This is a genomic window from Roseomonas fluvialis (assembly GCF_022846615.1).
GTDB classification, from domain to species: Bacteria; Pseudomonadota; Alphaproteobacteria; order Acetobacterales; family Acetobacteraceae; genus Neoroseomonas; species Neoroseomonas fluvialis.
In genome coordinates, this window is sequence record NZ_AP025637.1 from 3091666 (window position 1) to 3117343 (window position 25678).

A 25678-nucleotide genomic window follows, 5' to 3' on the forward strand; every position below is an offset into this window, starting at 1 on the left:
CCTGCGTCGCGGGCTGGCGCCCCGGCCAGAAGCCTGTGGACCACCGGCAAACGATAATAGGAATATTGACTTATATCTGTGAGAAGTGCCACCCTTCCCCCATGCCTCATCCCACCCCCCTCACCGACCTCCAGTTCCACGCCCTCCTCCCCTACCTCCTCCCGCGCTCTCCCGCCGGCCGCCAGATCGGCGACCTCCGCACTCGCATGGACGCCATATTCCACGTGGCCTCCGGGACTGGCCCCTGGTGCGACCTGCCCGAGCGCTTCGGCCGCCCCGACACCGTCTCGCGCTATTTCCGCCGCCTCACCCGCGCCGGCCTGTGGGAGAAACTCCTCACCGCCCTCCAGGACCTGAATCCCACCCACCCGCTTCAGCAGATCGCGCCAAACATCTTCCGCGCCTGCCGCCGCGCCGCACGCATCCTCGGCCTGCGCTTCATCGCGCTGGTGCGGCGCCTCCGCCTGCCCGCCGCCCTGCCCGGCCCACCCGACAAGGTCGCGGACCCGGCCTTCTCAGACCGGCTCCGCGCCAGGCCGCCGCTGCCGGCCCTGCAGACCCTGCTCGCCGCCACCCGGCGCGACATTACCGAGATTCTGCGCGGCGTCCGCCGCCTGCACCGCCGCGCCGCGGGCCTCGCGCGGATGTCCCGCGCGCTACGCCTCGGCTGGTCCTGACCCGCGCGCCGCTACTCCGCCGCCTGCCCCGGCGCCCACACCACCGGCGGCTCGCTGCCCACCTGGTCGGTGATGCGCCCATAGGCCTCCGGCCGCCGATGCGCCGCGAAGTTGAAGATCGTGCTGCGCCCCAGCTCGCACATACCCAGGTCCGCATCGGCGACGATCAGCTCATCCCCCCAGGACGTCGCCTGCGCCATGATCTCCCCTTGCGGGTTGACGATGATGGAATGGCCGAACAGCTCGTGCCCGTCCTCCGTCCCCGCCTTGGCCGTCGCCACCGCGAAGCAGGCATTCTGGTAGCAGCCCGCCTGGATGGTCAGGTGGGAATGGAACACCCGCAGGTGGTGCGCCTCGAACCCCCGGTTATCCATGTTCAGCGACGGCGTGTTGTAGCCGAGCATGACCAGCTCGACCTGCTGCAACCCCATCACGCGCCAGGCCTCGGGCCAGCGGCGGTCGTTGCAGATCATCATGCCGACATTCACCTCGTGCCCCGCCACCGGCGCGCGCACCACCGGGAAGCCGAGGTTCCCGACTTCGAAAAACCGCTTCTCCAGGTGCTGGACCTTGCGGATGGGGTCGTACTCCGCATGCCCCGGCAGGTGCACCTTGCGGTACTTCAGCATGATGTCGCCGCCCGGGCTGACGAAGGCCGCGGTGTTGTAGCGGTGCCCGTCCGGCGTCTTTTCCGCATAGCCCAGGTGGAAGGCGATCCCGTACTTCCGCGCGGCCTCGAAGATCGGCGCGGTTTCGTTGGATGGCAGCGCGGTCTCGTACCAATGGTCGGCGTTGGCGATGTCTTCCTCGTACCAGCGCGGAAAGAAGGTGGTCAGTGCGAGTTCGGGGAACACCACGACCTGCGCGCCCATGCGGTGCGCCTTCTCCAGCAGCCGCACCATGCGCCCGACCGCGACATCGCGGCCCTCCGCCTTCTGGATCGGGCCCAACTGCGCGGCGGCGAGGACGAGGGATCGGCTCATGGCGGGGTCTCTCCGGCGGTGACGGTCGGCACGAGGGTTCATGAAGGCCGCGCGCACGGCAAGCCCGCGCGGGTCGTGGCGGCCGCACCTCCCGACCCGGCACGCCCGCGGAGCGCTGGACAAGCGCCGCCGCGTGTGTTAGGAATTTCTTCCGTGCTCTTTGACCCTGTTCATCCGCCCCGTCCAGCAGCCCCGCCGACCTGTGCGGGGCATTTGTCCGAAAGCGACGCGCCGCATCGGTGGCGGTGCGCTGACGCTCCGGCTCACCGCGGCTCGATGATCGCCGCGCCGTGCTTCATCCGCGCCCGCGCCGCGGCCGCGGCGATCGCTTCCTCCCAGGCTTCCAGCATGAGTTCGGACAGGTCGTTCGCAGCCTGCCGCGTGGTGGTGATGCCCAGCGTCTCCCCGCGATAGGTCACCACGCGGAAATGCCCGGTCTGGTCGTCCTGCACCACTTCGATCATGCGGCGATCCCCAGCTCCCGAGCCTTGATCTGCAAGGCCAGCACCTTCGAGAAAATGCGGCATTGCGCCAGCCCGCCAGCATGGAACCACAGGCCGGGCTGGCCGGTCGGGCGCCACATGCCGTGCAGCTCGCCCTCGGCATCCCAGCCCCAGACCTGGCCGACGCGATCGCCCACGGTATCGCCGAACAGCCGGCGCGCCGCGGCCGCCTGGCCTTCATACCCGGTCGCCAGCACCACCAGGTCGGCCGGCACGATGCTGCCGTCTTTCATGAGCGCGCCCTCGGCCACGAAGCGGTCGATGTCGGCGAATTGCAGGAGGCCCACGCGCCCGTCGATGATCATCTGCGAACAGCCGGCATCGAAGTAGTACCCGCCGCCGCGCGACTGATACATCACCTGCCAGCCGGTATCGTCCTCGCCGAAGTTCAGCCTGAAGCCGCGCTTCTCAAGCCCCTCCAGCAGCGCCGCGTCCGCCTGGCGGTTCATCGCCGTGATGCGCTGGTGCGCGCGCCGGTACACCGGGAAGGGAAATGACGTGGCCAGCAGGTCGCGGTCCTCGAAGGGGATCTCCTCGTCGTACAGCGCGTAGGGCGCCTGCGCTTCCTTCAGGCTCACCACCAGCGACGGCCGGTTCTGGATGATGGTCACGGCCGCCGCGCCCGACACCGCCAGATCCTGCGCCGTGTCATGACCCGAAGTCCCGGTGCCCAGCACCAGCGCGCGCTGTCCCGCCCAGTCCCTGCCGCTGCCCATGGCCGATGAATGCCGCACCACGCCGCGGAAATCCCGCAGCCCCGGCAGGTCGGGCATGATCGGCGTGGTCGAGACACCATTCGCCATCACCACGTGCCGCGGCCGCATCACCCGCGTGGTGCCGTCGGCGCGCCGCAGCGTCACGGTCCAGCACTGCGCGGCATCGTCCCACGACCCGGTGGTGACCTCGGTGCCGGTCCAGACGTTCAGCTCCATCGCCTCGGCATAGAGCTCGAACCAGTTCGCCAGCATGTCCTTCGGGATGAAGACCGGGAAGGACTTGGGGAACGGCATGTAGGGCAGGTGATTGACCCGCGTCTCGTTGTGCAGGGTCAGCGCGTGGTAGCGCCGCCGCCAGGAATCCCCGATGCGCGGCTCGCGGTCCACCACCAGCGTATCGACGCCGAGCAGACCCAGCCGTGTCGCCACCGACAGCCCGGCCTGCGCGGCGCCCACCACCAGCACGGCAGGGTCGCGATCCTCGTAGGCCACTGCGCGCCGGCGGCGATCGAGCCAGTTCTCCCCGCCGAAGTTGCGCTTCCAATCCACGTCCTGCCAGCGCCTGCCCTCGGCCGGGTCCTCATGCCCGCGGATCTGGTCGAGCGCCGTCATCAGCGTCCAGGCGCGCGGCACACCGCCCTCGTTCACCAGGCGGACGACGCCGGTGCAGGGGCCGGTGGCGGTCTCGAAGGCCATCAGCACCTCGATCGCCTCGGTGCCGGCACGGGTGGTGCGGCGCGGGGGCGTGCGGCCCGGTGCGACCGCGAAGCCCCGCGGTGCCGCGCGCGGCGCGCGTGCAGCCAACCGTACGGCGATGGCCTCCGCACCCGAGGTGGTGCGCAGGTCCCAGTCGAAGGCGATGATGTCGCGCCAGTGGCATTCGACCGCGAACAGCGCGGCGATCGCCGCCGTGTCGCCGCCGTGCAGCGCCGCCTCGAAGTCCCGCAGCCAGGCGGTCGCGGTGGCGTCCAGCGTGCTGCCGGTCAGGATGCCGTCCATGGCGAGAACTCCTCCGCCGCCCGTCTGCGCGGCGCGGTCGCGGGCCAGTTTGCGGTCCACCCCGCGGCAGGGCAAGCGCGCCGGGCTGCGCGACGGCGAGGCGCGGGGCATGATGCGGAGGCATGATGGACGTCACGTCGCTGCTGGCCGGCATCACCATCGCGGTCGGGCTGGCCTATGCCATCGGCGCGGTGGTGCTGCTGCGGCATCTCGTGGCCGCGGCGGTGACGGGAGAGATGCTCGTCGCACTCGGGGATGCGGGGGCGGCGGCGGAGCGCCGGCGCGTGCGGTGGTGGATGGTCGGCGCGACGCTCCTGCTGGCCGCGGGGGTCTCGCTCGCAGTGCTGTCGCGCACGGCGCCGCTGTTCTACGGACTGGCGGGGCTGTTCCAGCTGGCGTGGCTCGCCTCGGCGGCGCGGCGCGGGTCGGTGCAGGGTGCGGCGCGGGCCGACCTGCATGCCGTGGCATTGTACCTGGCCTTCGGCGTGCTGGTGGCCTGGGCCGACCTGGCGGGGCAGTGGCACGCCTGGGTCGAACCGGCGGCGCTGGAGGTCGCCGCGGTGGCGGGCATCGCCGCGGGCGGTGCTGCGGTGTTGCTGCGCCACGCCGCCTGGCGGGCGCCGGCGTTGACCTTCGCGCCGCGAGCGCCGCCGCCCGCCTTGCGGCTGGTGCCGGCGCACGGCGTCTCGCCGCTGCGCGACGCAGCCACGGATGCCCCGGTCGACCCTGCCGTGATGGGCCTCGATGCCCGGCTGGTGGCGCGCATCGCGGCCTGGGATTCGGTGTTTCAGGCGGGCGCCTTCGCCGACCTCGCGACCGAGCAGGCTTGGTTCGAGGAAGGCCTGATGATCGCCGGCGCGTTGCAGCTGGTCTGCGAGGGGTCGTTGCGTGTCGAGCTTTCGAGCCTCGATGCACTGCTGCTGGCGGCGGGCACACCGGCCCCGCACTGCGGTGTCGCGGAGATCCGCGACGCCTTCCAGCGGCTCGAGATCCTGGCGCTGGCAGGCGACCAGGCGGCGGCCGAGGACGCGGCCGCGTTGGCGGACGAAGCGCGTCGCCTCGCGGCGATCGTGGCGCAGGCGGCCCCGCGCTACGGGCCCGAGGTGGAGGCGGGGCTGCGCGCCGCGCAGCCGGAGGTGCGCGCCTGGATCGCACAGGCATAGTGCGACAGCGCAACCCGTTCCGGCCCAACCATCTGATCGGGTGACATTTCTCGCGCCAACGATTCGCTCGCGGCGTCGCCGCGCGCCAAGGCGCCTGGGGGCAGCTTTAGAGAGGCGGCAGCGCGCCCACCTGGTCGATGATCGGCCGGTACCATTGCGGCCGGCGGTGCGCAGCGAAGTTGAACATCTTTTCCTTGCCCTGCCGGCACGCGTCGAAGTCGATGTCGGCGACGATCACCTCGTCGCCGAGCGTCTTCGCCTGCGCGACCACGATGCCGTTCGGGTCGATGATGCACGACCCGCCGATCAGGCCTGAGCCGTCCTCGTCGCCAGCCTTCGCGACCGACACCGCCCAGGTCGAGTTCATGTAGGCATTCGCCTGCACCGCCATGGTGGAATGGAAGGTGCGCAGGTCGGCGCTTTCCGTGGTGCCGCCCATCGGGTCATAGGCGGCGGAGTTGTAGCCGATCAGCATGAGCTCCACGCCCTGCAACCCGTACACGCGCCAGCCCTCGGGCCAGCGGCGATCATTGCAGATCAGCATCCCCAGCACCGGGCGGCCCCAGGCATCGGGTCCACGGAAGGCGGGGAAACCCATGTCGCCGTATTCGAAGTAGCGCTTCTCGAGCTGCTGGAACCGATCGCCCACGCGCGGTTCGACCGTGCCGGGCAGGTGGATCTTGCGGTACTTGCCGAGCACCGCGCCGTCCGGCCCCGTGGTGATGGCGCTGTTGAAGCGCTGCCCCGCCGGCGTGAGCTCCGCGTAGCCAACATACATCCCCACGCCCAGCGCGCGCGCCCGGTCGAACAGCGCCTGGGTCTGCGGCGAGGGCATGGCGCGGTCGAAGTAGGTGTCGAGCTCCTGCGTGCTGTCGATCAGCCAGCGCGGGAAGAACGTGGTGAAGGGCAGTTCGGGGAAGACGACCAGCCGAGCGCCCTGCGCCGCGGCATCCTCCAGCAGCGCGATCATGCGCGCGAGGATGGCGGCGCGGCTGTCGGATTTCTGGTTGCCGCCCATCTGGGCGCCGGCGATGCGAAGGATGCGGGAAGTCAAGACGAGGATCTCCTGAACAGGAAGCGAAGCGCGAGACAGATACCGGCGGCCGTCGCCACCCCCAACATCGCGACGCCAACCCGGTTCCTGCCCGTCCCGGACCGCGTGGCCCGTAGCGGCTGAAGGTTCACGAGCATCGCGCCGTTGCGTCCGGCGAGGGCGATCGGCAGTGCGGTGGCAGCGCCATGGCGGGGCGTCCTCGACGGCGGTGCATGGTCCTCCAGCCCGGTCGACTTCGCAACATGACGGGCAGGACCTGGAACTTCCTGCCGGATCGCGCGTTGTGCGCCCGCCCCCCTGGATCGAACGCCGCGTGACACACATCCGACAGCCCTCCACGCGCGCCGCGCGCGGGCTCGATGCCATGAACTTCACGCTCGCGGATGTGCGCGACGGGCTCGGGCCGTACCTCGGCATCTGGCTCATCACCGTTCATGGCTGGGATGCCGGCGGAGTGGGCGCGGTGCTCGCCGCCGCCGGGATAGCTGGGTTGCTGGCCAAGGCGCCGGCGGGGCTGCTGGTCGATGCGCTGCCCGACAAGCGCGCCATGCTGATGGGCGCGACCATCGCCATCACCGTGGCCTGCCTGCTGATCCTGGTGTCACCGGACTGGGGGGTGGTCGCGACCTCCCAGGTCTTCGCCGGCATCGCCGCGGCCATCGTGGCGCCGGCGATCGCCTCGCTCACGCTCGGGCTTGTCGGGCCGGCAGGCTTCGCGCGCCGCATGGGCCGCAACGAGGCCTTCAACCACGCCGGCAATGCCGCGACCGCGGCGGCGGCGGGGCTCGCCTCGCTGGTGGTCGGCCCCGTCGCGGTCTTCGTCATCCTTGGGCTGATGGCCTTCGCCGCGCTGCTCGCGACGGTGTCGATCCCGGCCGCGGAGGTCGACCAGCGGCTCGCGCGGGGCCTCGCCCCCGGACAATCGGCGCAGGGCGGCTGGCGCGAGCTGATGGGCCAGCGCGGCCTGCTGGTGCTGGCGGTGTCGGTCGCGGTGTTCCACTGCGCCAATGCGCCGATGCTGCCGCTGGTCGGCCAGGTGATGGCGATCGCCGACCCGTCGCGCGGCACCGCGCTGATGAGTGCCTGCATCGTCGCCGCACAGGTGGTGATGGTCGGCACGTCGTGGCTGGCCGGCGCACGCGCCGATGCCTGGGGGCGCAAGGCGCTGTTCCTGGCGGGCTTCGCGGTGCTGCCGTTGCGCGGCTTTCTCTACACCGTGTCGGATGATCCGTTCTGGCTGGTCGGCGTGCAGTTGCTCGATGGCATCGGCGCGGGACTGTTCGGCGTGCTGCTGCCGCTGATGGTCGCGGACCTCACGCGCGGGTCCGGGCATTTCGGCGCGGTGCTGGGCCTGCTGGCGGTGGCGCAGGGGCTTGGTGCGTCGTTGGGCAATGCGCTGGCGGGCCAGGTCGCGGCGCGCGGCAGCTACGATGCCGCCTTCCTGACGCTGGCGGGCATAGCCGCGGCGGGCGCAGTGTTCTTCGCCATCGCGATGCGCGAGACGCGGCCGCGCGTGCCCGTCACGGCGGCGACGATGCGCGCCGGCTGACCGGCAGGCTACTTCCAGAGGTCACGCACATCCTGCAGCGTGCCGCCGAAGGCCCGCCACACCAGAACGCTGCCAAGGCAGAAGCCGCTGCCGGCCATCAGGCCCGGCAGGCCCTCGCGCAGCCCGGCCTGCGCCGCCAGGCTCGCCCCCAGCAGCCCGAGCACCAGGCCCGCGCCGATCGCCAGGGCGGCCTGGCCGAAGCCAGGCTTCACGCGCGGCGGCGGCGCGGCGGCGCCGGTGCGCGAGGGCCGCGGCGGGCGCTTCACCCAGTGGCGCGGCGGCTTAGTCTTCCCCGACATAGGTCCCGTTGTGCTGCCGCGGTACGAAGCGCCCGACGCCCGGCGTGGCCAGCACGGCCTTGCCATCCCAGATGCAGGCGCCGCGCAGATAGGTCGCGGCGACGCGGGCCGAGACGCGCCGCCCGTCATAGGGCGACCAGCGCGCATCCTCGTCGTCCTGGATGTCCTTGGCGTCGAAGGTGAAGTCACCGGTCTCGAGCACCACGAAGTCGGCGTCGGAGCCGACACGGATCGCGCCCTTCTTGGGGAACAGGCCGTGGAACTTCGCCGGACGCTCGGCGCAGTATTTCGCCATCAGCGTCACCGGCATCGAGCGTTCGCTCAGCAGCGTGTACATCAGCGGGGCGAAGGATTGCATGCCAGTCAGGCCTGCGCCGACGCTGAAGATGTCGCCCTTGTAGACCTTGCGGTCGTAAGGCCAGGGCGCGTGGTCAGTGGAGACATAGGCGATCTGACCGGCCGCGAAGGCATCCCACATGCGGTTAACTTCCTCGGCCGTGCGGAAGGGCGGGTTGCACTTGCCGAAGCCCTCGAGGCGGATGATGTCCTCCTCGGTCATGCAGAGGTACTGGATGCAGGCCTCGCCCGACGCCTTGCCGCCCATCTTGCGGAACACCTCGGCGATCTCGAAGCCGCGCGCGAGCGATGAATGGGCGATGTGGACGTGCGCGCCGGTCTCGAGGCCGATCTCGAAGATCTCCAGGTCCGCCATGGTCTCGCACAGCGGCGGGCGGGTGCGGCAGTGCCAGATGGGCTGGGTGTGCCCGGCGGCCTTCGCTTCCTCGGTCAGGCGGACCACGATCTCCTGGTCCTCGTTGTGGATCGCGACCATCAGGTTGGTCTTCGCGATCTCGCGGAAGGCGGCGACCATGGTCGGGTGGTCGATGCGCGGAAAGCGCACCGGGTCATACTCATATGTAGAGAGCTTGAAGGAACACACGCCCGCTTCCGCCAGGCCCGCGATGGCGTCGATGCCGCCTTCCTTCTTGATGGTGCCGTACAGCGCCATGTCGACATGCGACAGCGCGTTCACCTGCTCGATCTTCTCGGCGAGGATCGACGCATCGGTCACCGGCCGCGGCACGTCGTAGGGCATGTCGACGCAGGTGGTGACCCCGCCGGCGGCGGCGGTGCGCGACGCACCCCTGATGCCCGGCCAGCCGCGCGACGACGCCGTGTGCATGTGCCCGTCCACCAGGCCGGGCAGCACGTACTTGCCGGTGAAGTCCACGATGTCCTTGGCCGGCGGGCTGAGCCCCTCGCCGATCGCGGCGATCGTCTCGCCGCGGATCGCGACATAGCCGTCGCGCAGGACCCGGTCGGTGAGGACGATGTCGCCGCGGATCACGCGGTCGAAGGGGGTGGCTTCGGACATGCAAGGGGCTCCCGGGAATTCGCGTGCCGGACGCTACCGCCTGCCGCGCCGGATGCCCACCCCGCGGCGCGAGCGCGCCGCATGCAAAGGGCGACACGCCACCCGCTTGTGCGGCTTGCTGCGGCCGCCGCGCCGATGGACCATCGCCGGATGCCGCTGCCTGCCGCGTATGTCGCCGCCTTCATCACCCTGCAGGGCGATGACACCCTGCGCGAGATCGAGCGGCGGGTCCTGCGTTGATCCCCGCGCAGGCCGGATGGCGCCTGCTCGTGCTGGCCGCCGGCGCCGGCGTGCTGGCGTTGGCGCTGCCGCTGCTGACCTGGCTGCCGGGATGGCTGCGCGGGCATGGCGGCGGGGTGCGCGTCGCGCTGCACGTCGCGCTGGTCGTGGGCGCGGCGTTGCTGATGCGACGGGGCCTCGTGCTGCGCCGGCAGGGCGCGTCGGGGCAGGCGGTGCTGGCACTCGGCCTGCTCGCGGCGGTGACGCTGCCTTATGCGGCGCTGCTGCTGGCCGCGGTGTTTCAGGTGGGCGCGCGGTTCTGACGGTTCGGCCAGGTCGCCTCGGCGATGGCGCGCGCCTGGCGCACCGCGTCGCTTTCGCGCTCCGCATTCCAGGCGAGGGCGACGCCCACGCCGCGCACTGGGCCGGCGAGGCGCCGGAACGCGACACCCGGCGGGTTGAGCCGCGCCATGCCCTCCGACACCAGCGCCACGCCCAGCCCCGCCGCCACGAAGCCGAGCTGCGCCATGGCGGAACCGACTTCGCGCACCGCGACAGGCGCGAAGCCGGCGGCGCGGCAGGCGGCCGTCATGGCATCGGAATAGGCCGGGCTGATCGCGCGCGGCAGCACCAGCATCGGCGCCTCGGCCAGCAGCGCGAGCGGCAGCGGGTCGGGGCCGTCGAGCAGCGGATGGCCCCGCGGCAGCGCGGCGACCAGGCAATCCTCGCCGAGCGCGCGCAGGCGGATCGGGGCCACCTCGCGGTCGGCGCGCAGCAGCGCCAGATCCACCTCGCCGCGACGCAGGGCTTCCAGCGCGTCCGCGGTGTCCATCTCGCGCACGCCGATCGCGGCGTCGGGGCGGGCGGCCTGCATGGCGCGCACCAGCGGGGGCAGGTAGTCGAACAAGGCGGAGGTGACGCAGGCGAGCGCGACCGGCGCCGAGCGCCCCGCGCGCAATTCCCGCGCGAGCGATTCGAGATCAGCCGCATTGCCCGCGACGCGGCGCGCGAGGGGCAGCAGCGCCTCGCCCGCGCGCGTGGGGCGCGCGCCCTTGCCGGTGCGCTCCAGCAGCCGCACGCCCAGTTCGCGTTCCAGCGCCTGGATCTGCGCCGTCAGCGGCGGTTGGGATATGCCCAGGCGCGCGGCGGCGCGGCCGAAGTGACCTTCCTCGGCCACGGCCAGGAAATGTCCGAGGCGTCGGACCAGGCGAAAATCCATCGCGATACGGAAATGCTATTCGGCCGCGCGGTCAATCGGATTGGACGATCACGCGCGACGGGCGCACAAAACGCGCCGAACTTCGTTCGCCAAGGGAGCGCGCCGATGAAACTCCACCCCGTGAAGGTCCACCCGTCCAAGTCGCTGCTCAAGCGCGAGGACCAGCTCGCCTGGAAGATGGCCGGCGTCGCCGTCGACAAGGTCCCGGTCGAGAAAGACGTGCAGGAGATGATCATCAACCGGGTGATCGACAACGCGTCGGTCGCGATCGCGGCAATCAACCGCCGCCCGGTCGTCTCGGCGCGCGGCATGGCGCTGGGGCACGCGAAGAAGGCGGGCGGCGCGCAGGTCTTTGGCGTGAAGGCGGCGACCACCGTCTCCCCGGAATGGGCGGCCTGGGCGAACGGGACCGCGGTGCGCGAGCTGGACATGCACGACACCTTCCTCGCCGCCGACTATTCGCACCCGGGCGACAACATCCCGCCGATCCTCGCGGTGGCGCAGGCGATGGGGAAGTCGGGGCGCGACCTGATCCGCGGCCTGGCCACCGGCTACGAGCTGCATGTCGACCTGGTGCGCGCGATCTGCCTGCACGAGCACAAGGTGGACCACATCGCGCATCTGTGCCCGGCCGCCGCGGCCGGCATCGGCACGCTGCTGGGGCTGAAGCAGGAGGTGGTGTTCCAGTCGATCCAGCAGGCGCTGCACACCTCCGTCTCGTTCCGCCAGTCGCGCAAGGGGGAGATCAGTTCCTGGAAGGCCTATGCCCCCGCCCATGCCGGCAAGCTGGCGGTCGAGGCGGTCGATCGCTGCATGCGCGGCGAGGGCGCGCCCTCTCCTATATATGAGGGCGAGGACAGCGTGATCGCCTGGGTGCTGGCCGGCCGGTCGAACCGCGGCGACGTGTACGGCCCGGTCTACTACCAGGTGCCGCTGCCCGAGGCCGGCGAAGCGAAGCGCGCGATCATGGCGACCTACACCAAGGAACACTCGGCAGAGTACCAGTCGCAGGCGCTGATCGACCTGGCGTTCCGCATGCGCGAGCAGATCCGCGACATGGAGGACATCGCAAAGGTTGTGATCCACACCTCCCACCACACGCATTACGTGATCGGCACCGGCGCGAACGACCCGCAGAAGATGGACCCGAAGGCGTCGCGCGAAACGCTCGACCATTCCATCATGTACATCTTCGCGGTCGCGCTGCAGGACGGGCGCTGGCACCACGTGGACAGCTATGCGCCCAAGCGTGCCGGGCGCGCCGACACGGTGCGGCTGTGGCACAAGATCGAGACGAAGGAAGATCCCGAGTGGACCCGCAAGTACCACTCGAAGGACCCTGACGAGCTGGCCTTCGGCGGGCGCGTCGAGATCGTGATGAAGGACGGCAGCCGCATCGTCGACGAATTGGGCGTGGCCAATGCGCACCCGAACGGCGCGCGCCCCTTCGCCCGCGACCAGTACATCGGCAAGTTCCGCACCCTGACCGAGGGCATCCTGTCGACTCGCGAGGCCAATCGCTTCCTCGAGGTGGTGCAGGACCTGCCGCGGCTGAAGGCGGGCGAGCTCGGCGCGCTGAACGTGGCGCTGCCGGCCGGTGGGCTGCTCGACAGCAAGCCCGGCATCTTCTGAGGGCAGCATGGGCGCGGCGGTCTGGCTGCGGTCGGCGGGGGTGTCGGATGCGCTGAGCCTCGCGCGCCTGCACCACGCCGCCCGCGCCGCTGCCATGCCGGGGCTTCGCGAAGCCCATGGCATCGACGACGTGGCGCGTTGGATCGCCACGGTCCTGATGGTGCGTCACGCGGTCCGCGTCGCCGACCACGGCGACGGGCCGGTCGGATACATCGGCTACGGTCAGGACGACCGGCATGGGCCGATGGTGCTGCACCTTTATCTCGACCCGGCCTGGACGCGGCGCGGGATCGGGTCGCGGCTGCTGGTGGAGGCGACCGCCGAACTCGGGTCGCGCCTCAGCCTGTTCTGCATCGCGCGCAATGCCGGCGCGCGGGCCTTCTATGAATCGCATGGCTTCCGCATCGCCGCCACGAGCGACGGCGCGGGCACGGAGGAAGGAGAGCCCGACATCCTGTTCGTCAGGGATGGCGCGGCTCCGGTCATCACACGCAAGCAAGCGGGAGCAACCCCATGAGCGACACCCCCGACATCCGGAAGGGCCTGGTCGGCGTCTATGCCGATGTCTCCGCCGTCTCGAAGGTCATGCCGGAGACGAACTCCCTGACCTATCGCGGCTATCCGGTGCAGGACCTGTGCGAGAACGCGTCCTTCGACGAGACGGCCTATCTGCTCTGGCACGGTGAACTGCCGACCGCCGGGCAGCTCACCGCCTTCCGCACGCAGGAGAAGGCGAACCGCGCGCTATCCCCCACCCTGCTGCGGGTGCTGGCGGAATTCCCGAAATCCGCGCACCCGATGGATGCGCTGCGCACCGCCGTGTCCTTCATGGGCATGGAGGACCCCGAGGCGGCGGACATCTCGGACGCGGCGCAGCGGCGCAAGGCGATGCGCCTGCTGGCCAAGATCCCGACCGCGGTGGCGGCGACCAACCGGATCTCGAAGGGGCTGGCGCCGATCGCGCCCGACCAGGGCCTGCCGTTCTGCGAGAACTTCTTCCACATGGTGTTCGGGAAGGTGCCGGCGCCGGAGGTCATCAAGGCCTTCGACGTCTCGATGATCCTGTATGCCGAGCACACCTTCAACGCCTCGACCTACACGGCCAGGCTTGTCACGTCGTCCATGTCGGACATGCATTCGGCGATCACGGCGGCGATCGGCAGCCTCAAGGGCCCGCTGCATGGCGGCGCGAACGAGGCGGTGATGCACATGCTCAAGGAGATCCCCTCCCCCGACGTGGCCGAGGCCTGGCTGCGCGAGCGCTTCGACCACAAGGCGCTGGTGATGGGCTTCGGGCACCGTGTCTACAAGACCGGCGACTCGCGCGTGCCCACCATGAAGAAATACGCCGAGGTGATGGCCCGGGTGGTGGGGGATGAACGGTGGATGAAGACCTCCGCCGTGCTGGCGCAGGTCATGCTGACGGAGAAGAACATCCACCCGAACCTCGATTTCCCGGCGGGGCCTGCCTACTACCTGATGGGCTTCGACATCCCGATGTTCACGCCGATCTTCGTGTGTTCGCGCATCACCGGCTGGGCGGCACATGTGCTGGAACAGGGTGCGGACAACCGGCTGATCCGCCCGCTGTCGCACTACACCGGCGTGACGGAGCGCGCGGTGGTGCCGCTGGCGTCGCGCGGGTAGCGCGCGAACGCGGCGCGCGGGTAGCGCGCGAACGCGGCGCGCGGGTAGCGCGCGAACGTCGGCGGGCGGGTTGCACGTCGGTGCGGCGGGCGGGTCGCGCGCCGGCACGTCGGGCACGTCGAGCGCCCGCACACCGCGCGGGTCTCGCGCTTTTGGGACGCGCGAGTGTGCGCGTCCCGCTGCCATGATCGCGCCACGATGCACGACCGCGCACACGACGCGCGACGCGAAAAGCGCGACGCGCACGCAACACCGATGGATCACGATGAGCGACGACGCGCATTTTGCGCGCGCGCATGTGCGGATTCTGTTGACACACATATTGCGCGTGCAGATAGCGTGATGTGCGCGCGAATCATCTTGTGCGATTCGTCGGATTGGTTCTGCACCACGCGCCGCACGATCATCGTCGCGGCAGCATGCAGTGAAACCGAACGACGCATCGATGGGTTGAAACGCCGCAGCAGGGAAGGACGGTCCATGGACCGCAGGCTCATCGGACAGGCGGCGCACCACACCGCCCATCCGGCACCGCCAGCCGGCACCGCCACGGTGCACGGCATGGACGGCCGAGAGGTCGGAGGCAGCGCGCGGCGGAACACCACCGCACGTCGCACCGGCGCCTGCATCATGGGGCTCACCGCACGGGAACGACGGCGCGCGACGGGATCCGCGCGCTTCGCATCCGCCCGCGCCCATCTGCTGTACCCCCCGGGGCCTGCGCGCCGATGCGCGACGTCCCCGCTTCACCGGAACGCATGGAGACACCACGCATCATGACCGACATCATCGAGACCACCGACGCCGAAGGCGCCGAGCCGCGCGCCCAGGCGATGGCGATGGCCGCCGCGAAGAAGAAGGCGCCCGCCAAGAAGAAGCCGGCCGCTAAGAAGGCCGCGCCGAAGAAGGCCGCCGCCAAGAAGGCCGCGCCCAAGAAGGCCGCTGCCAAGAAGAAGCCGGCTGCCAAGAAGGCCGCGCCGAAGAAGGCCGCCGCCAAGAAGGCCGCGCCCAAGAAGGCCGCTGCCAAGAAGAAGCCGGCTGCCAAGAAGGCCGCGCCGAAGAAGGCCGCCGCCAAGAAGCCGGCCGCCAAGAAGGCCGCTCCGAAGAAGGCCGCGGCCAAGAAGCCGGCCGCCAAGAAGGCCGCTCCGAAGAAGGCCGCGGCCAAGAAGCCTGCCGTGAAGTCCTCGGCCCGTTCGGAGGCCGCGAAGAAGGCCGCCGCCACGCGCGCCGCGAAGAAGGCCGCCGCCGCCGCCGCGGCAGCGCCCGCGTCCGACACCACGGCGAGCTGACGACAGCGCCGATCCCGGCGTCGGGGCGCCGTCCGCGCAAGCGGGCGGCGCCCCTTTCGCTTTGAGACCCCGATGATCATCGCCGCCCTGCCGCCGGACCAGCGCCATCGCCTCGCCCCGCTGCTCGAGGCCTACGCCGCCGAGATGCGCGACACACTGGCGGGATCTCGCCCCGCATCCGGGGCGGCCGCTGCCGCGCTGCTCGCCGCCGATGCGCGCACCGAGGTGCTGGCAGCGACTGAAGGGGCAGACATCCTTGCCTTCGCCATCGTCTTCGACCTGCCCGAGGCGGTCTTCGCACGGCGCTGCGGCGCGCTCGACGACCTGTTCGTGCGCGCCGATCGCCGCGGCAAGGGTATCGCCCGCGCGATGATCGGCGCCCTTGTCGCGCTGGGGCGCGAACGTGGGTGGTCCCACCTGCGCTGGATCGTGCCCGAGGCCGACCACGGCGCGATCGCGTTGTACGAACGCATCGCCGAGCGCGCCGACTGGCGGTCCTACGTGATCCGGCTGGACCGCGAGGCCTCCCTGTAGCGCGCGGGCGCCGCCCCGGGCGGCGCCCCGCTGCGCTAGGTGGCCGCGAAGGCCTCCCCCTCACGCATCGCCTGGCCTTCCGCCGCCAGCTTGATCAGGTGCGCGAGCAGGCTGCGTGCGGCCGCCGGCACCAGGCGCTCATCCAGCGCAGGGCCATAGACGGCGCCGACCAGGTCGCGCGCGGTGGCGCGCTTCGCGCGTCGCAGCGCCTCCAGCACCATCGCCTCGCGCTCGATCCGATGCGCGGCCAGCGCGGCCATGAAGGGTTGGGGCTCGGGCAGCGGCGGGCCGTGGCCAGGCAGGAACAGCCGGTCGTCGCGCGCGCGCAGCCGCGCCAGCGACGCCATGTACGCCGCCATGTCGCCATCCGGCGGGCTGACCACGGTGGTCGACCACGACATGACGTGGTCGGCGCTGAACAGGATGCCGGTGCCCTCCAGCGCGAAGCACAGATGGTTGGCGCAATGGCCGGGCGTGTGGATGGAGCGCAGCGACCAGCCGAGCCCGCCGACCTCCCCGCCATCGGGCACCGTCACGTCGGGCAGGAAGGAATGGTCGCCGCCCTCCCCGCCCTGGTCGGGTGGTGTCAGGTGCGGGCCGAAGCCGAAGCTGGTCGCCCCCGTCGCCTCGCGCAGCGCGGCCACGCCCGGCGAATGGTCGCGATGAGTGTGGGAGACGAGGATGTGGGTGATGCGCTCGCCCTGCGTCGCGCGCAGGATGGCGCGCAGGTGGTCGGCATCCTCGGGCCCGGGGTCGAGCACGGCAACCGACGGTCCCTCGCCGATGATCCAGGTATTCGTGCCGCGGAAGGTGAAGGGGCCGGGATTGCCGCACAGCACGCGGCGCACGCCGGGCGCCACTTGCTGCACCTCGCCCGGCGGCAGCGTGTCGTCCTTCAGGAAGGGGATGCTCATTCTTTCCTCCGCTGCCGGGCGCGCCTGATTTCGCGGTGCAGGATGTACAGGCCCGAGGCGACGATCAGCGCCGCACCGCCCAGCGTGCTCCAGCCCGGCGCATCCGAGAAGACCACCCAGCCGATCGCCACCGACCACAGGATCGAGGTGTAGGAATAGGGCCCGAGCGCCGAGACCTGGGCCGACGCGTACGCCTCGGTCAGCATGATCTGCGCGACACCGCCGATCAGCCCGACCAGCACCAGCAGGAACAGTTCGAAGAAGGTCGGCGTGGTCCAGAAGAAGGGCAGCGCCACCAGGGTGAAGGCGGTCATCAGCAGCGACTGCCACAGCACGATGGTGGCGGAGGATTCCGTGGCCGAGAGCGAACGCACCAGCAGCGTGGTGGCGGCCGACCACACCCCCTGCGCGACCGCCACGGCCATGCCGATCGCCACGACCTGGTTGGGTCCGCTGCCCTGGAAGGCGCCATCCCCCAGCGCGATCACCATGATACCCGCGAAGCCCAGCAGAACGGCGGACCAGCGATGGATGCCGACCTTCTCGCCCAGGAACGGGATGGACAGCAGCGTGACGAACAGCGGCGTGGTGTAGGTCAGCGCCGTCTGCTCGGCCAGCGGCAGCACGGTCAGCGCATAGAAGGAACAGCCCTGCGCCATGGTGCCGGTGAAGGCGCGCACGATGTGGGCCGGGAAGCGCCTGGTGCGCAGCAGCCCCCAGTTCCGCCCGCGCGCCGCGATCACGAACATCACCGGCAGGGCGAAGGCCGAGCGGAAGAACATCGTCTCGACGAAGTGGATGTTCTCGCTCAGCCCCTTGATGAGCGCCGACATGATGGTGAAGAGCGCCGTGGCGCCGAGCATGAGCAGGGCGCCACGGCGGATGTCGTGGCGCAGCGGCACTAGAGCATCACCCGCACGAGCGGAACCGTTCGGGCGGATGGAGATGCTCGGAAACACACATCGGCCGAGTGCACGGCGTCAGCCCTGGCGAACGGCATGCGCTCTAGCCGTCCCGCCGTTCCTGGGCGCGGCGCACCCTCTCGCGATGCAGGTTGTACAGCCCGGCGACGATCACGATCACGGCCCCCCCCACCGTCGTCCAGGCCGGTATCTCGACCCAGATCAGGAAGCCCAAGATGCCCCCGATCAGCAGCGGCGAATACTCGTAAGGCGCGAGCGCCGAGACCGGGGCCAGCGCGAAGGCGCGCGCGAACAGGATATGCGCGATGGCATTGGCCACGCCGAAGAACACCAGCGCGACGATCACGCCCGGCCCGGGCAAGGTGTCCGGCGCCGGGAAGGCAGGCAGCAGCACCAGTCCCATCGGAATATGCGCGATCATCAGCCAGAAGGCGATCGCCCCCGGCGTATCGGTGGCGGACAGCACGCGCGTCCAGATGCGCGTCACCGCCATCGCCACCACGGCCACCATCAGGAAGGGTGTCTCGAACCGCCACAGGTCCCCGCCGGGCTGCAGCATGAACAGCACGCCCCCGAAGCCGACCAGGGTCGAGGTCCAGCGCCGCCACCGCACCTGCTCGCCCAGCATCGGGATGGCCAGCAGCGTCATCAGCAGCGGCGCGGCGGCGGCGATGGCATAGGAATCGACCAGCGCCATGCCCGACAGCCAGGCCCAGTACCAGGTGGCCGAGACGCCGCAATGCAACACCCCGCGCACCGCGAGCAGCCTGCCGTTGACCGGCGCGATGCCGCGCCCGCGCGTGATGGCGAGCACGGCCAGCGCGCCGATCACCCCGCGCGCGATCATGGACACTGCGACGCCCACTTCGGGCAGCGCCCATTTCACCGCCACATCGGCCCCGGTGATGACCAGGTAGGCCGACAGGATCAGCAGGATGCCGCGAACGGATTCGGCGCCGGTCGGCACGCTGAGGCCGCGGATGCGCAGGCGTGCGGTCTCAGTCACGGCCAAGTCCGCGGTGCGCCGGCAGGGTGAGGAAGCGGTTCGATGGACGTATCATGGAGTTGGTTGCGCATCCTCGGGGCGATGCGCGCAGGAAGCAACACGAACCCGCATACGTATCGAACCGCGCCTGCCATGTTCCAGCCTTGCTGCGGTGCAATGCTGCCTCCCCGTGGAACCCGACGAATACGATTTGATGGACGCGGCCGAGGCGCGCATGTGGTGGTACCGTGCCCTGCATGCCCGCGTGACGGATGCGCTGCTGCGCCGTCCGGGGCCTGGTGGCGTGGTGCTCGATGCCGGGTGCGGCACCGGGGGGTTGCTGGCGCGCCTGGTGCCGCTGGCGCGGCCGCTGGCGGGGCTGGAGTTCAACCCGGCCGCCGCTTTGCGGGCGGCGGCGAAGTCCGGCGCGACGGTGGCGGCGGGGGATGCGAACCGCCTGCCCTTCGCCGATGCCGCCTTCGGGGCGCTCACCTCCTGCGACGTTCTATGCCATCGCGCGGTGGATCCGCCGGCCGCGCTTGCGGAGTTCCATCGGGTACTCGCGCCGGGCGGGACGCTGGTGCTGAACCTTCCGGCCTATAACTGGATGCATTCGGCGCATGACGAACGTGTCCACAACTCACGGCGATTCACCGCCGGCGGAGCCCGCGCACTGGTCGCCAGCGCTGGATTCGCGGCCATCGAGGCGCGCTACTGGAACGCGCTGCTGCTCCCGCTGATGATCCTGCAGCGCAAGGTCCTGAAATCCGACGCCGCGCATGATTCCAGTGACGTCGCCCCCTTCCCGCCATGGCTCGATGCCACGCTGCATGGCGTGACGGCGGCCGAGCGCGCCCTTGCCCGCCTCGGCCTGCGCTATCCTGCAGGCGGGTCCATCCTGATGGTCGCGACGCGGCCCTGAATGTCGGAGAGCCTTTCCATGTCCACTACCTCGGCCGGGATCGTGCATCCGGTCGGCCTGTCGATCGTCGTGCCGGTCTACCGCGGCGCGGCCACGGTGGGCGCGCTGGTCGCTGCCCTGTCGGACCTCAAGCCCGAGGGCGGTATCGAGGTCATCCTGGTCAATGACGGCAGCCCGGACAATTCGGGCGACGTCTGCCGGGAGTTGGCGCGCACGGCGACCATCCCGCTGACCTACATCGAGCACGCGCGGAACTTCGGCGAGCACAACGCGGTCATGACCGGGCTGCGCCATGCCCGCGGCGCCTACGTCATCACCATGGACGACGACCTGCAGAACCCGCCCGAGGAGGTGGTCCGCATCTACGACCATGCGCGCCTGGGCGGCTTCGACGTGGTCTACACGCGCTACGCGGTGAAGGAACACGAGGGCTGGCGCAACATCGGCTCCCGCTTCGCCAACTGGGTGGCGGACCAGCTGATGGACAAGCCGAAGGGGCTTTACCTGTCGTCCTTCCGCTGCATGTCGGCGCTGGCGGTGGCCGAGGTGGTCAAGTATCGCGGCCCCTACCCCTATATCGACGGGTTGCTGATGCAGGTGACGCAGCGGCTCGACAGCATCGAGGTGAAGCACTTCGCCCGCGTCGAGGGCCGGTCCAACTACACCATGCGCCGGCTGATCCGGCTGTGGATGAACCTCGCGACCAACTTCTCGGTGCTGCCGCTGCGCCTTGCGGTGTTCGCGGGGGTGGCGATGGGCGTCCTGGGGCTGATCGCCGCCGCCTACGTGATCTTCGAGGCGCTGATCGGCGAGACACCGTCCGGCTGGGCCTCCCTGATGACGGTCACGCTGCTGATCGCGGGGGTGCAGTTCATGATCCTGGGCGTGCTGGGCGAATATGTCGGGCGCGCCTTCATGTCGGCGAACGGCAAGCCGCAGGGCGTGGTGCGCCAGGTGATCGCGCCGCAGGACCGCACGTCATGATGACCTATTGGATCGCGCTGGCCGCGGCCATCACCACCTCGCTGGTCGGGCAGGTGCTGCTAAAGTCCGGGGCCAATACCGCGGTCGAGGCGGCGGGCGGCTTCATCGACCAGCTGTTCCGCCCGGCCACGATGGTCGGGCTGGTCTGCTACGGCGGCGCCGCGCTCCTGTATATCGTGGCGCTGCGCAAGATCCCGATGAGCGTGGCGCTGCCCTGCACCGCGGCGTCGTATGTCGTGATCGCCGTCATCGGCTGGGCGATGTTCGGGGAATCGCTGGGGGTGCAGAAGATCGCGGCGATCGGGCTGATCTCGGCGGGCGTCGCGCTGCTGGCGACGACGGCGTGAGGCGCCGTGGCGCGCTGCTGGGCCTGGTGGCCTTGGCGGCGCGGCCGGCCGCCGCGCTGACGCCGTGCCTGCCGGGGACGCGGGCTGGCGTGCTGGCGCATCTGCGCTTCGGCCTGCTGCTGCCCGAAGGCGATGCGGTGACCGAGGCGCAATGGGCCACCTTCCGCGCGGATATCCTCGACCCCGTCCTGCGCACCGCCGTCACCCAGCGCGACGAAGCGCCGGTGACGCAGCCACGCCCGCAGCGCACGCGGTCGGTCTTCGCCGAGGTCCGCGCCGCCTGGAGCCCCGACGCGCCGCCGCCGCTCCCGGACACCGTGGTCAGCATCATGCGCGCCTGGACCGCCCGCTTCCCCGCCGCCCCGGTCGAGGCGCAACTGCTGCCGGCGTGCCTTGCGCACTGAGCGCGCTTGGCTGCTGTTGCCGGCGTTGCTGGCGGCCTGCGCCACGCCGCCCGCGCCCGCCTGCCCCGACGGCACCACCCAGGCGACCGTGGCCGAGGCGTATTTCGGCCGATCGCGCCGCGACGGCCCCGACATCACCGAGGCCGAGTGGCGCGACTTCCTCGCCGGGACCGTCACGCCGGCCTTTCCCGATGGCCTTACCGCGCTGGATGGCCGTGGCCAGTGGCGCCGGCCCGACGGCACCATCCTGTCGGAAGCCAGCAAGGTGCTGGTGGTGGTGCTGCCAGGTGCGGATGCCGCCGCCGCGCGCGCCCGCCTGCGCCCGGTCGAGGAGGCTTGGAAGGCGCGCTTCCGCCACCAATCCGTGCTGACGGTCTATCGCGGCGCCTGCGTCGGGTTCTGACCTGGAGCCGCCTTTGCGCGCCCTGGCGCGTTGCAACGCCTCTCGGTTTCTGTCGTGGCGAGCATCTTCACCCGAGCAGATGAGCCCAACTGATCGGGGTCTGCGCTACCGCCCCTCGCCGACCCGGAAGTACAGCCCCGACATGCTGCCGCCCGCGCCGCAGAATTCCGCGGCCCCGGCGCGCAGTTGCCGCACGCGCAGCATCACGCCCTCGCGCCGCAGTTCCAGCACGCCGTCGCGCGTCTGCATCCATTCCTCGCGCTGGGTGTCGCCCTCGCCGTCGTAGTCGCACAGCCAGGCAAGGTTGTGGACATCGGCGGTGCTGACCGAGACGCGGAAATGCCCGCCCCCGGCGCGCTCCACCACCACCTGGCCCTGCACGCCGACCCACTCGCCGTCGATGGTGCCCGGCGGATTGTGCTGCAGGCGCATGAGCCGCACGAGGCGATATTCCATCGCACCGCGCAGCGCGGCGCGCGGGTCGGGTTCGTCGAGCGCGCCGCCAGGGAGGAAGAACAGCTCGCGCGAGAGGCTGCGCCGCCAGGTGGCCTGTTGGGCCGCGAGTTCGGTCGCGCTCGGATCGCCGATCAAGGGCGCGACCTCCTCGAGGCGCATGCGCTGTGCCTGGTCGATCAGCGCGAGCCAGGGGTCGCCGGCGATCGCGGCATCGACCGCACGCGCCGCACCGGCGCAGTCGACATTCCGCCGCGTCGGGCAACGGTCCTGCGCGGCGGCTGGCAGCGCCGCGATCAGCAGGGCGAACAGGACCAGCGCGCGCAGGATCATGCCCCGGGTATCGCGCGGGGATGCGGCTGCGGCCAAGGAAGCGGTTCAGGCCGGGCGGGCGGCGCGGCATGGTGCGCGCCACGCCGGGGCGAAGGCCGCGTGCGTGCCGACTCCGCGCCTCTAGTGGCTACGCCGACACGCGCATTCCCCGACGGAGGTATCAGCCGAAGGCGCCGACCTCGTGGCTCACCACCGCCGAACATTCGCGGACCAGCGCGAAGCAGCGCGCCATGGGTGCCAGGATGGCGGCGTGCTCGGCCGCGTAGGACGTGCCCTCGCGCGGAGCGGCGGGTTCGGCGAAATCCAGCCCGGTCGCGGGGTCGGGCGCGGCTGGGAAGATCTGCCCGAGCAGGTCCAGCACCGGCGGAACGTCGAGTTGCAGCAGCCGCGCGATCAGGCTGTCGCGCGTCGCGCCATGGCGCGGGCTGAATTCCGGCAGCGCCACCGCCAGCAGCCACAGCCGCTGCACCAGGCACAGCCGCAGCGCATGCACCAGCACCAGGCGGTCGGGCATCTCCGGCAGGGCCGGCCAGGCGGCGCGCAACGCCTGGTGGTCCGCCTGCAGGCGGCGGAACATTCGCCGCGTGGCCGGCGAAAGGTCGAGCCGTTCCAGCGCCGTCGCCACCGCCGTCAGCGCCTCCCGACGGCCGGGGCGCTTGGTGAAGCCGGCGCGGTCGAGCCAAGGCGACGGGTCCAGCATGTCCACCGCCGCGCGCAGCACGCCGATATCGGAACACGCCGCCGCGCGCGCCGCCATGGCCAGCGCGCGGGCGAAGCGCGGCGACCGGCCGAGCATGTCGGCGAAGGCCTCCGGATTCGCCGCGGCCGCGGCACCGAGGCCGTGCAACGTGTTCGCCAGCCAGCCCATCTGGTGCAGGATCGCGTTGTTCGGAATGGCGCGAAGTTGCGACGGGTGGGTGATGCGCAGCGCGCCCCCCATGCCGTCCACCTGGCGCGCGGCAGGGCGCGACCCGGTCTTGTCGAGCAGCCCGGGGCCGAAGGCGCCGAGCAGCGCGGCATAGCCCGGGTCCTCGACCAGCGCGGCCATTTCGCGGCGCAGGGTGGCAAAGAAATCCGCCGCCCAGTCGGCCTCGGCATAGATCGGGTCGGGGTCGGTCGGCAGGGCGCCGAAGGCGTGCTCGGCGATGCGCGCGATGGTGGCGCGCGCGAGCGCCGCGGTGCCGAACAGCATGTAGCCGTCCGATCCCTGGAAGGCGGTCTCCTCGCGCAGCGGCAGGTTCGCATGCGCCAGGGCCGCACGCGCGGCCGGCGGCGAGAGATAGGCGAAACGGTCGGCGAGGCTGTCGGGATGCCCGCCGCGGCCGATGCTCTCGCCGTGCGTGTCGAACAGCACCAGTTCGACATCGTCGAGCGCATGCCGACGCAGCAGCTCCGCGAGACGGATCTTGAGCCGTTCCGCCAGGTACGACGCTGCCAGCTGCCCCACATAGCGCCCGGAATCGGAATAGCCGAACTGCAGGCACAGCCGCCCCTGGGCGCGCAGGTAGTCGCGGTAATGCGGGGAGCGCAGCGCTTCCTCGAGCACGCGTTCGCCGCGTTCCAGCGCCTCGGCGGTCTCGAACAGGGGGGAGATCTCGATACGCTCGGCGATGCCCAGGCGCTTCGCCAGCCACAGCGCACCCAGCAGCGTGTAGCCGGTCTCGGTTTCGGCGATCAGGAAGCGGACCGGCTGGCTGGCGTCGATGTGCTTGAGCATCTGCGCGATGGTCATCATCAGCCGCACGGCGGAGGCCTGTTCAGCCAGCAACGCGCCGTAGTCGACCGGCAGGGGCGTGACCTCGGCCAGCGCGGCATTCACCTGCGCGAGCAGCCCGCGCCGCGCCGCCCGGTCCTCGGGCGCGGCGCCGATCCCCAGGCGCTGGCGCAGCGCATTATGGATCTGCGAGGCGTTCAGCCGCACATGCGTATGCGCCAGCGCCAGCCCATGCGCGACCAGCCCCGCGCGCTGCACCGCGAGCGTGGCGCGTGCAGCGGCATCGGGCGCGGCCTCCATCGCCGCGGGGAAAAGCGTCACCAGCGGATCGGGCGTGGCGAGCGCGACATCCAGGCCATCGACCATGGCCCGCGCGAAGGCCTGCACGGCGGTGGCCTCGGTCTTCTCGGGGGCCGCGGCTTCCTGCGCGGCGACCATGGCGGAGGCCGCGCGTGCGCGCGCCACGATGGGCGCGGCGCAATCGCCGAGGGGGTCCAGCCGTTCGGCCAGCCGGTCCAGCTGTAGCCGCTTCATGCGCAGCCGCAAGCGCAGCGTGTCCTGCCAGCCGATATCGGTGCGCCCATCGGTGTCGTAGCCGACCCAGGACGACATCACGACCGGGCGCGGCATCAGCGCCAGCGCGCGGTCGCCCCAGACCGTGCGCGCCGCCCCGAGCAATGCCGCCGCGAGGTCGTCCAGCGCATCGCGCCCGCGCCCGATTGCCGCGGCCGCCTGGTCGAATTCCTGCGCCAGCGTCACCGGCGCGGGGCGATGCGACAGGCCCTCGGGCAAGGGCGCGCCGGAGGCGGCCGCGGCCAGGGCGGTCGAGGTCGGCACCGGCAGCGAGAAAGTCGGATGCGCGGTGAAGACCGCGGCGAAGCGGGTGCGCTCCACGGCCTCGCGGAAGGCGGCGAAAGGGATGGGGCTGTCCTCGGGGTCGGGGCGCACCAGCCGCGCGGCGACGGCGGCGAGGGCGGCGGCATCGTCGCCGAGCCCCACATAGGCGCGCAGGCGCGCGGCGCGGTCGGCGGCCGCATCCTGCGCCAAGCCGGCGATCAGCGCAGCGAGGTCATCGAGAGTGATCCGCCCCTCGTCGATCGCGCGGCTGATGTCGAGCGCCACCAGCAGCACCGGGTCGCCGAACGGATCGGCCGCGGCGGCCTGGCGTGCGCGGCGCAGGCGGGCGAGCAGGTCGGGGGGCGCGGCGGCATCGTCCATGCCGTCATGCTGCACCCGCGAAGTTGCGGAATGCGAGTCCGAAGTGCTGCGGGCGGGGGTGGAAAATGCGGCAACTTCGGGCAGAGGGCGCGGTGGCTGCTCGGGCAAGCGGCAAGCGTCCCGGTGCGGCGGCGATTTCGGTGGCAGGCGTGCCGCGGCGTCGTGGGTCGCGCGCCTGCGATGCGGCCTGCGCAGCCGGCCCCCGCCGACGCGCCGCCCC

General features: G+C 71.2%; 27 protein-coding genes. 14 read left to right on the forward strand and 13 right to left on the reverse strand.

Annotated features, from left to right (window positions below; genetic code table 11):
- Positions 1–101 precede the first annotated feature (101 nt).
- Positions 102–677 carry a transposase gene (locus tag MWM08_RS15015; protein ID WP_244407311.1) on the forward strand — a complete coding sequence of 192 codons (576 nt, stop codon included), beginning with the start codon at positions 102–104 and terminating at the stop codon, positions 675–677.
- Positions 678–688: 11 nt separating this feature from the next.
- Here the strand turns inward: MWM08_RS15015 and MWM08_RS15020 are convergent, their stop codons facing one another.
- The 3 genes from MWM08_RS15020 to MWM08_RS15030 form a co-directional block, all read right to left on the reverse strand.
- Positions 689–1660, reverse strand: a complete 972-nt coding sequence (locus MWM08_RS15020) for an N-carbamoyl-D-amino-acid hydrolase (protein WP_244407312.1) — start codon at positions 1658–1660, stop codon at positions 689–691.
- Positions 1661–1923: 263 nt separating this feature from the next.
- Entirely contained in the window at positions 1924–2124 is a 201-nt protein-coding gene (locus MWM08_RS15025; protein ID WP_244407313.1) for a hypothetical protein, read from the reverse strand.
- Entirely contained in the window at positions 2121–3878 is a 1758-nt protein-coding gene (locus MWM08_RS15030) for a flavin-containing monooxygenase (RefSeq protein ID WP_244407314.1), read from the reverse strand. Before MWM08_RS15030 ends, MWM08_RS15025 begins: the two co-directional genes overlap by 4 nt.
- Positions 3879–4000: 122 nt before the next feature.
- On the opposite strand from MWM08_RS15030, the gene MWM08_RS15035 reads away from it, so the two are divergent.
- The gene (locus MWM08_RS15035; protein ID WP_244407315.1) at positions 4001–5041 is read left to right on the forward strand and encodes a hypothetical protein; all 1041 of its coding nucleotides are present in this window, start codon (positions 4001–4003) and stop codon (positions 5039–5041) included.
- A 106-nt stretch (positions 5042–5147) separates the two neighbouring features.
- On the opposite strand, the gene MWM08_RS15040 is transcribed toward MWM08_RS15035, so the two are convergent.
- Positions 5148–6095 carry an N-carbamoyl-D-amino-acid hydrolase gene (locus MWM08_RS15040; RefSeq protein WP_244407316.1) on the reverse strand — a complete coding sequence of 316 codons (948 nt, stop codon included), beginning with the start codon at positions 6093–6095 and terminating at the stop codon, positions 5148–5150.
- Between the two features lie 313 nt (positions 6096–6408).
- Between MWM08_RS15040 and MWM08_RS15045 the strand changes: the two genes are divergently transcribed.
- The gene (locus MWM08_RS15045) at positions 6409–7644 is read left to right on the forward strand and encodes an MFS transporter (protein WP_244407317.1); all 1236 of its coding nucleotides are present in this window, start codon (positions 6409–6411) and stop codon (positions 7642–7644) included.
- A gap of 8 nt (positions 7645–7652) precedes the next feature.
- Here MWM08_RS15045 and MWM08_RS15050 read toward each other — a convergent pair whose 3' ends face one another.
- Together MWM08_RS15050 and MWM08_RS15055 are read right to left on the reverse strand one after the other, a co-directional pair.
- Positions 7653–7943, reverse strand: coding sequence for a hypothetical protein (locus tag MWM08_RS15050; protein ID WP_244407318.1), 291 nt, complete (start codon positions 7941–7943; stop codon positions 7653–7655).
- Entirely contained in the window at positions 7927–9318 is a 1392-nt protein-coding gene (locus MWM08_RS15055; protein ID WP_244407319.1) for a dihydroorotase, read from the reverse strand. The genes MWM08_RS15050 and MWM08_RS15055 overlap by 17 nt, the downstream gene beginning before the upstream one ends.
- A 236-nt stretch (positions 9319–9554) precedes the next feature.
- On the opposite strand from MWM08_RS15055, the gene MWM08_RS15060 reads away from it, so the two are divergent.
- Positions 9555–9860: a hypothetical protein gene (locus MWM08_RS15060; RefSeq protein ID WP_244407320.1), complete on the forward strand. Its 306-nt coding sequence runs from the start codon at positions 9555–9557 to the stop codon at positions 9858–9860.
- Here the strand turns inward: MWM08_RS15060 and MWM08_RS15065 are convergent.
- Entirely contained in the window at positions 9839–10756 is a 918-nt protein-coding gene (locus MWM08_RS15065) for a LysR family transcriptional regulator (RefSeq protein ID WP_244407321.1), read from the reverse strand. The two genes, MWM08_RS15060 and MWM08_RS15065, sit on opposite strands and share 22 nt — an antisense overlap.
- A 105-nt stretch (positions 10757–10861) precedes the next feature.
- Between MWM08_RS15065 and MWM08_RS15070 the strand changes: the two genes are divergently transcribed.
- The 3 genes from MWM08_RS15070 to MWM08_RS15080 are packed head-to-tail and all read left to right on the forward strand — an operon-like array spanning position 10862 to position 14035.
- Complete coding sequence (locus MWM08_RS15070) at positions 10862–12388, forward strand: MmgE/PrpD family protein (protein ID WP_244407322.1); 1527 nt, start codon at positions 10862–10864, stop codon at positions 12386–12388.
- A gap of 7 nt (positions 12389–12395) precedes the next feature.
- Positions 12396–12905 (forward strand): GNAT family N-acetyltransferase, encoded by a 510-nt coding sequence (locus tag MWM08_RS15075; RefSeq protein WP_244407323.1) that lies wholly within the window; start codon positions 12396–12398, stop codon positions 12903–12905.
- A complete protein-coding gene (locus MWM08_RS15080) occupies positions 12902–14035 on the forward strand; it encodes a bifunctional 2-methylcitrate synthase/citrate synthase (protein WP_244407324.1) in 1134 nt (377 codons plus the stop codon). The genes MWM08_RS15075 and MWM08_RS15080 overlap by 4 nt, the downstream gene beginning before the upstream one ends.
- Positions 14036–14295: 260 nt before the next feature.
- Here the strand turns inward: MWM08_RS15080 and MWM08_RS15085 are convergent, their stop codons facing one another.
- Positions 14296–14667 carry a hypothetical protein gene (locus tag MWM08_RS15085; RefSeq protein ID WP_244407325.1) on the reverse strand — a complete coding sequence of 124 codons (372 nt, stop codon included), beginning with the start codon at positions 14665–14667 and terminating at the stop codon, positions 14296–14298.
- 144 nt (positions 14668–14811) lie between these two features.
- Between MWM08_RS15085 and MWM08_RS15090 the strand changes: the two genes are divergently transcribed.
- Entirely contained in the window at positions 14812–15324 is a 513-nt protein-coding gene (locus tag MWM08_RS15090) for a histone H1-like repetitive region-containing protein (protein WP_244407326.1), read from the forward strand.
- A gap of 72 nt (positions 15325–15396) precedes the next feature.
- Complete coding sequence (locus MWM08_RS15095) at positions 15397–15858, forward strand: GNAT family N-acetyltransferase (RefSeq protein WP_244407327.1); 462 nt, start codon at positions 15397–15399, stop codon at positions 15856–15858.
- A 35-nt stretch (positions 15859–15893) separates the two neighbouring features.
- Here the strand turns inward: MWM08_RS15095 and MWM08_RS15100 are convergent, their stop codons facing one another.
- The 3 genes from MWM08_RS15100 to MWM08_RS15110 form a co-directional block, all read right to left on the reverse strand.
- Positions 15894–16772, reverse strand: a complete 879-nt coding sequence (locus MWM08_RS15100; protein ID WP_244407328.1) for an MBL fold metallo-hydrolase — start codon at positions 16770–16772, stop codon at positions 15894–15896.
- Positions 16769–17674 (reverse strand): DMT family transporter, encoded by a 906-nt coding sequence (locus MWM08_RS15105; protein WP_244407329.1) that lies wholly within the window; start codon positions 17672–17674, stop codon positions 16769–16771. The genes MWM08_RS15100 and MWM08_RS15105 overlap by 4 nt, the downstream gene beginning before the upstream one ends.
- Before the next feature lie 103 nt (positions 17675–17777).
- Positions 17778–18701, reverse strand: coding sequence for a DMT family transporter (locus tag MWM08_RS15110; protein ID WP_244407330.1), 924 nt, complete (start codon positions 18699–18701; stop codon positions 17778–17780).
- Positions 18702–18870: 169 nt separating this feature from the next.
- Between MWM08_RS15110 and MWM08_RS15115 the strand changes: the two genes are divergently transcribed.
- The 5 genes from MWM08_RS15115 to MWM08_RS15135 are packed head-to-tail and all read left to right on the forward strand — an operon-like array spanning position 18871 to position 21740.
- The gene (locus MWM08_RS15115) at positions 18871–19602 is read left to right on the forward strand and encodes a class I SAM-dependent methyltransferase (RefSeq protein WP_244407331.1); all 732 of its coding nucleotides are present in this window, start codon (positions 18871–18873) and stop codon (positions 19600–19602) included.
- Positions 19603–19620: 18 nt separating this feature from the next.
- Positions 19621–20586 (forward strand): glycosyltransferase family 2 protein, encoded by a 966-nt coding sequence (locus MWM08_RS15120; protein ID WP_244407332.1) that lies wholly within the window; start codon positions 19621–19623, stop codon positions 20584–20586.
- Entirely contained in the window at positions 20583–20933 is a 351-nt protein-coding gene (locus MWM08_RS15125) for a DMT family transporter (RefSeq protein WP_244407333.1), read from the forward strand. The genes MWM08_RS15120 and MWM08_RS15125 overlap by 4 nt, the downstream gene beginning before the upstream one ends.
- The gene (locus tag MWM08_RS15130; protein ID WP_244407334.1) at positions 20930–21337 is read left to right on the forward strand and encodes a hypothetical protein; all 408 of its coding nucleotides are present in this window, start codon (positions 20930–20932) and stop codon (positions 21335–21337) included. The genes MWM08_RS15125 and MWM08_RS15130 overlap by 4 nt, the downstream gene beginning before the upstream one ends.
- Complete coding sequence (locus MWM08_RS15135) at positions 21327–21740, forward strand: DUF3574 domain-containing protein (protein WP_244407335.1); 414 nt, start codon at positions 21327–21329, stop codon at positions 21738–21740. Before MWM08_RS15130 ends, MWM08_RS15135 begins: the two co-directional genes overlap by 11 nt.
- 105 nt (positions 21741–21845) lie before the next feature.
- On the opposite strand, the gene MWM08_RS15140 is transcribed toward MWM08_RS15135, so the two are convergent.
- Complete coding sequence (locus MWM08_RS15140; RefSeq protein ID WP_244407336.1) at positions 21846–22526, reverse strand: hypothetical protein; 681 nt, start codon at positions 22524–22526, stop codon at positions 21846–21848.
- A 160-nt stretch (positions 22527–22686) separates the two neighbouring features.
- Positions 22687–25458 carry a phosphoenolpyruvate carboxylase gene (locus MWM08_RS15145; protein WP_244407337.1) on the reverse strand — a complete coding sequence of 924 codons (2772 nt, stop codon included), beginning with the start codon at positions 25456–25458 and terminating at the stop codon, positions 22687–22689.
- Between the last annotated feature and the right edge of the window lie 220 nt (positions 25459–25678).

Excerpts from the sequence above, each read along its gene's own strand:
- MWM08_RS15035 (WP_244407315.1), top strand. The coding sequence starts at position 4,001 with ATGATGGACGTCACGTCGCTGCTGGCCGGCATCACCATCGCGGTCGGG.
- MWM08_RS15120 (WP_244407332.1), top strand. The coding sequence starts at position 19,621 with ATGTCCACTACCTCGGCCGGGATCGTGCATCCGGTCGGCCTGTCGATC.
- MWM08_RS15020 (WP_244407312.1), bottom strand. The coding sequence starts at position 1,660 with ATGAGCCGATCCCTCGTCCTCGCCGCCGCGCAGTTGGGCCCGATCCAG.
- MWM08_RS15055 (WP_244407319.1), bottom strand. The coding sequence starts at position 9,318 with ATGTCCGAAGCCACCCCCTTCGACCGCGTGATCCGCGGCGACATCGTC.
- MWM08_RS15095 (WP_244407327.1), top strand. The coding sequence starts at position 15,397 with ATGATCATCGCCGCCCTGCCGCCGGACCAGCGCCATCGCCTCGCCCCG.
- MWM08_RS15125 (WP_244407333.1), top strand. The coding sequence starts at position 20,583 with ATGATGACCTATTGGATCGCGCTGGCCGCGGCCATCACCACCTCGCTG.
- MWM08_RS15050 (WP_244407318.1), bottom strand. The coding sequence starts at position 7,943 with ATGTCGGGGAAGACTAAGCCGCCGCGCCACTGGGTGAAGCGCCCGCCG.
- MWM08_RS15085 (WP_244407325.1), bottom strand. The coding sequence starts at position 14,667 with ATGATGCAGGCGCCGGTGCGACGTGCGGTGGTGTTCCGCCGCGCGCTG.
- MWM08_RS15030 (WP_244407314.1), bottom strand. The coding sequence starts at position 3,878 with ATGGACGGCATCCTGACCGGCAGCACGCTGGACGCCACCGCGACCGCC.
- MWM08_RS15025 (WP_244407313.1), bottom strand. The coding sequence starts at position 2,124 with ATGATCGAAGTGGTGCAGGACGACCAGACCGGGCATTTCCGCGTGGTG.
- MWM08_RS15065 (WP_244407321.1), bottom strand. The coding sequence starts at position 10,756 with ATGGATTTTCGCCTGGTCCGACGCCTCGGACATTTCCTGGCCGTGGCC.
- MWM08_RS15140 (WP_244407336.1), bottom strand. The coding sequence starts at position 22,526 with ATGATCCTGCGCGCGCTGGTCCTGTTCGCCCTGCTGATCGCGGCGCTG.
- MWM08_RS15090 (WP_244407326.1), top strand. The coding sequence starts at position 14,812 with ATGACCGACATCATCGAGACCACCGACGCCGAAGGCGCCGAGCCGCGC.
- MWM08_RS15070 (WP_244407322.1), top strand. The coding sequence starts at position 10,862 with ATGAAACTCCACCCCGTGAAGGTCCACCCGTCCAAGTCGCTGCTCAAG.
- MWM08_RS15080 (WP_244407324.1), top strand. The coding sequence starts at position 12,902 with ATGAGCGACACCCCCGACATCCGGAAGGGCCTGGTCGGCGTCTATGCC.
- MWM08_RS15015 (WP_244407311.1), top strand. The coding sequence starts at position 102 with ATGCCTCATCCCACCCCCCTCACCGACCTCCAGTTCCACGCCCTCCTC.
- MWM08_RS15100 (WP_244407328.1), bottom strand. The coding sequence starts at position 16,772 with ATGAGCATCCCCTTCCTGAAGGACGACACGCTGCCGCCGGGCGAGGTG.
- MWM08_RS15145 (WP_244407337.1), bottom strand. The coding sequence starts at position 25,458 with ATGGACGATGCCGCCGCGCCCCCCGACCTGCTCGCCCGCCTGCGCCGC.
- MWM08_RS15075 (WP_244407323.1), top strand. The coding sequence starts at position 12,396 with ATGGGCGCGGCGGTCTGGCTGCGGTCGGCGGGGGTGTCGGATGCGCTG.